This window comes from Methylibium sp. T29-B (assembly GCF_000576225.1).
GTDB classification, from domain to species: Bacteria; Pseudomonadota; Gammaproteobacteria; order Burkholderiales; family Burkholderiaceae_C; genus Methylibium; species Methylibium petroleiphilum.
Map to the genome: position 1 here is coordinate 1 of NZ_AZSN01000239.1, position 3763 is coordinate 3763.

The window sequence follows — 3763 nt, forward strand, 5'->3', positions numbered from 1 at the left end:
GCTTGGGCTCCAGCCGCACCTGGCCGGCGCCGTCGACCAGCCGCACGTCGAGGTGGCGCGAGCCACCGGCGTCGCGCAGCGCGCGCACGGCGGCCACCAGTTGCTCGTCGTCGATGGTGTTCGCCGCGATCAGCAGCGCGCTCATCTCGGCCTGGGCCAGCGCGCCGGAGAGTTCGTCGCGCATGTCCTCGCGCGCCCGCCACAGCCCCACCAGCAGCGCGAGCAGCAGCGCCCCCAGCACCACCACCAGCGCGCCGCGCATCACCAGGCGCGGCAGCTCCAGCGGCGCCGGCGCGGCCGGTACGTCGGGAAGAACTCCCGGCGTACTGGCGGGAGGAAGCACCACAGAATCAGGACGAGTCATCACCAACGAAGCAGCAAGGAGAGAGCGACGATGCAGGCCCGGAGCGAGGCCCCACGCCCGGCGAGCGGCGTGCCGGGCGGCCGGCCCGTGATGCGCGCGATGCCGTCCGCCGATGTGCCGACGCAGTGTGCACGAGCGCGCGGCACTTGCATCGGTCGCCACGCCGCGCCGAGTGCTGGCGGATCGGCAGCGTTCGATCAATTCGTGACTGCGGCCACCGCCGGATCGGCGCTGCCGGCGGGGCGCCTCCGCCGCCTCACGCGGGCCGGGCTCCGGCCCCTGCACTGACGCCGTTTTCCCCGTGTCCCTCTGGGCAAGCCTGGCGTTGCCGCGCCTGATGGGCTTGCCTCTGCACCCCGCTCGATGCCTGCATCGGGCGGGGTATTTTTTAGGCCGCCGGGTTTGCGCGCGGAGGCGGGCAATCGGTTGTTTCCCCAGTGCTCACTCGTTCAACTCGGGAATTTCTCCCGAGCCGGGCAGCGGTACACCGTACGCACAATCCCGGGTCGTTGTTGTGATGACCCTATAACTACTATCAGGAGACTTGACGGTGACTCGCCCTCTCGAAACCCGGCCCGCGCGGCCCACGCGCCTGGCACGGCCGGACCGATCCACACCGTCGCCGATCACGCGCGCACTGGCCGCCCTCGGGTGGCTCGGCCTGCCGCTGATCGCCCTGCCCGGCACCGCCGCGGCCCAGGCCGCCACACAGCTCGAGCGGGTGGAGGTGATCGGCGTGTCGCCGCTGCCCGGCCAGGGCATCGACCGCAACATCCTTCCCTACTCCACCCAGGTGCTCAAGCGCGACGCCATCGACGGCGCGCAGGCCGTGAACCAGACCGACTACCTGAACCGCCGCGTGGTCGGCGTGCAGGTCAACGAGATCCAGGGCAGCCCCTTCCAGGGCGACCTCACCTACCGCGGCTTCCGCGCCTCGCCGCTGCTCGGCGCCGGCCAGGGCCTGTCGGTCTACCTCGACGGCGTGCGCATCAACGAGCCGTTCGGCGACGTGGTCAACTTCGACCTGATCCCCGAGTTCGCGATCAACACGCTGTCGTTGGTGCCCGGGGCCAACCCGGCCTTCGGCCTCAACTCGCTGGGCGGTGCGCTGGCCTACACCACGCACGACGGCCGCAGCGCGCCGGGCTTCCGCGCCGACCTGTCGGCCGGCAGCTTCGGCCGCAAGCGCGCGGACCTCAGCTATGGCCGCAGCGACGACAGCGGCTGGCACCAGTACGTGGCCGTCACCGGCTTCGACGAGGACGGCTGGCGCGACCACTCCGACGGCAAGCTCGGCCAGTTCTTCGGCAAGCTGGGGCACGACGACGGCACCACGAGCTGGAGCCTCGGCGCGCTGTACGCGCAAAGCAACCTGGTCGGCAACGGCCTGCTGCCGGCCTACACCATCGACGACGGCGCGCTGGTCAAGGACCTGTACTTCTCGCGCCGCGAGTCGGTCTACACCTTCCCCGACCAGACCCGCAACAAGCTGGGCCAGCTGAGCTTCAACGGCCAGCACGCGATCGACGCCAACAGCTCGCTGGCCGCGCTGCTGTACGTGCGCAAGAGCTCGCGCAGCACCATCAACGGCGACGAGGCCGAGGAAGAGCCGGACGATCCGGGCGATCCGAACGCCGCGTTCAACAACACCGCGACCACGCAGACCGGCTACGGCGCGGCGCTGAGCTATTCGCGCGTCAGCGGGGCGCACCAGTGCAGGTGGGTGCCAGCGTGGACCGCTCGCGCGTGGAGTACAGCCAGTACGAGCAGGAAGGCTTCTTCACCGACCGCCGCGGCGTGATCCCGGCGCCGGGCGAGGACCGCGAGCTGTCGGCCAACGTGGAAGGCAGATCCACCCACTATGGCGTGTACGCCACCGACACCTGGCAGGTCGCGCCGCGCACGCACGTGACGGGCACCGCGCGCTACAACCATTCGACCGTGAGCAACCAGCTCACCACGCGCGACGACGACACCGGCATCATCGAGGACAAGCCCAACGAGCGCTTCAGCTACAACAGCGTGAACCCGGCGCTGGGCATCGCGCACCGCCTCGGCGAAGCGGCCACCACGCCCACGCTGTTCGCCAACGTGGCGCGCAACACGCGCGTGCCCACCGTCATCGAACTCGGCTGCGCCGACCCCGACGAGCCCTGCCGCCTGCCGGCCGGGCTGCAGGCCGACCCCTACCTGAAGCAGGTGAAGTCGACCACGGTGGAGGCCGGCCTGCGCTGGCCGCTCGCGCCCGGCATGCGCTTCAACCTGGCGGCCTTCCGCACCGACAACAAGGACGACATCCTGTTCCGCAGCACCAGCGTGACCGGGCAGCTCGGCTACTTCGCCAACTTCCCGAAGACGCGCAACCAGGGCGTGGACACGGAGTTCGCGGTGACCCACGGCGCGTTCGACGTCGGCATCGGCTACAGCTTCCTGAAGGCCACCTACGAGGCCAACGGCGTGCTGCGCCAGGGCGAGCGCAACGTGACCATCACGCCGGGCACCCGCATCGCCGGGCTGCCGCGCCACACGCTGAAGCTGGCGGTGGACTGGCGCGTGGGCGACGGCCTCACGGTCGGCAGCGACCTGCAGGCGGTGACGAGCCGCGGCGTGTCGGGCAACGAGGACGGCCTGCTGGAGGACCCGGAGGTCGGCGAGGACCCCGAGTACAAGCGCGTGCGCCTGCCCGGCTACGCCATCGTGAACCTGCGCGCGAGCTGGAAGCCGAGCGCGCAGTGGGAGCTGTACGCGAACGTGAACAACGTCTTCGACCGCCGCCACGAGACCTTCGGTGCGCTGGCCGAGACCATGTTCGACGCCAGCGGCAACTACACCGGCGAGGAAGCCGACGCGCTGTTCGTGGCGCCGGGCACCCCGCGAGCCGTGTTCGTGGGCCTGCGCTACCGGTTCTGACCCCTCCGCGTTGAGCGGGCGCCCGAGCGGACCTCTCGGCACCCCACCCCGCCCCCGCTGGTGCCTGGCACCGCCGGGGGCTTTTTCATCGGGGAAGCGCGCTCGCCGGCCGGGCCGCAGCGTGACACACTGTCCGCGCTTTGGCACATCACGCCACACTGCGAACGGCCCGCGCCCCGGCGGCCCCGCCGCCAGCCACCGCGGCGGGCCGGGAACAGCGATTGCTCTGAACCCCGGCTCACGCCGAACCCGCCTGCCCCGATCCGATGCTCATGACCGCCCGTTCGACCCTGCGGCCCGCCACCGACAGCGCGGTGGTGGTGCGTGCGCCCGGCCGGCTGCACCTGGGCTTCCTCGACCCGTCGGCCACGCTCGGGCGGCGCTTCGGCAGCCTGGGGCTGGTGATCGACGACTTCGACACCGTGGTGGCGCTGCGCCGCGATGCGCGCAACCACGGCGAGGCCCTGCACGACGGCGCGGCCGCGCAGG

The 3763-nt window shown here is 71.4% G+C and carries 3 protein-coding genes and 1 pseudogene; 3 read left to right on the top strand and 1 reads right to left on the bottom strand.

The features are described 5' to 3' along the window. Window positions 1–343: hypothetical protein (locus Y694_RS20320; RefSeq protein ID WP_155935877.1), on the bottom strand; the 343-nt coding region annotated here is incomplete at its 3' end. 571 nt (window positions 344–914) lie between these two features. On the opposite strand from Y694_RS20320, the gene Y694_RS24530 reads away from it, so the two are divergent. The 3 genes and pseudogenes from Y694_RS24530 to Y694_RS26300 form a co-directional block, all read left to right on the top strand. Then, the gene (locus Y694_RS24530; RefSeq protein WP_197028834.1) at window positions 915–2165 is read left to right on the top strand and encodes a Plug domain-containing protein; all 1251 of its coding nucleotides are present in this window, start codon (window positions 915–917) and stop codon (window positions 2163–2165) included. Beyond that, window positions 2096–3274 carry a TonB-dependent receptor gene (locus tag Y694_RS23805; RefSeq protein ID WP_231497809.1) on the top strand — a complete coding sequence of 393 codons (1179 nt, stop codon included), beginning with the start codon at window positions 2096–2098 and terminating at the stop codon, window positions 3272–3274. Before Y694_RS24530 ends, Y694_RS23805 begins: the two co-directional genes overlap by 70 nt. 266 nt (window positions 3275–3540) lie before the next feature. Beyond that, a pseudogene (locus Y694_RS26300) lies at window positions 3541–3763 on the top strand (beta-ribofuranosylaminobenzene 5'-phosphate synthase); the annotation flags it as partial.